Annotated in this window: 1 protein-coding gene and 1 pseudogene; both read left to right on the top strand. The window is 60.0% G+C overall.

Annotation, left to right across the window (positions count from 1 at the left end):
- Positions 1-312: electron transfer flavoprotein subunit beta/FixA family protein (locus ACLEJU_RS28705; RefSeq protein WP_421958259.1), on the top strand; the 312-nt coding region annotated here is incomplete at its 5' end.
- Positions 313-423 (top strand): annotated as a pseudogene (locus ACLEJU_RS28710) (electron transfer flavoprotein subunit alpha/FixB family protein); the annotation flags it as partial.

Below are 423 nucleotides of genomic sequence, written 5' to 3' on the forward strand. Positions count from 1 at the left end.
GAAGTCGCTGGCGACAAGCTGAACGTCACCCGTGAAATCGATGGCGGCCTGCAGACTGTTTCGCTGAACCTGCCAGCCATCGTCACCACCGACCTGCGCCTGAACGAGCCACGCTACGCGTCGCTGCCGAACATCATGAAGGCCAAGAAGAAGCCGCTGGAAACCGTTACTCCAGACGCGCTGGGCGTTTCCCTCGCCTCCACCAACAAGACCCTGAAAGTCGAAGCGCCGGCTGCCCGCAGCGCCGGCATCAAGGTCAAATCGGTGGCCGAACTGGTCGAGAAGCTGAAGAACGAAGCGAAGGTAATCTAAATGACTATCCTGGTTGTCGCTGAACACGAAAAAGGTGCCGTAGCCCCGGCCACCCTGAACACTGTCGCCGCTGCCGCCAAGATCGGTGGTGATGTGCACGTGCTGGTCGCT

The sequence above is a fragment of the Pseudomonas sp. SMN11 genome (genome assembly GCF_052041945.1).
In the GTDB taxonomy this organism is placed as follows: Bacteria; Pseudomonadota; Gammaproteobacteria; order Pseudomonadales; family Pseudomonadaceae; genus Aquipseudomonas.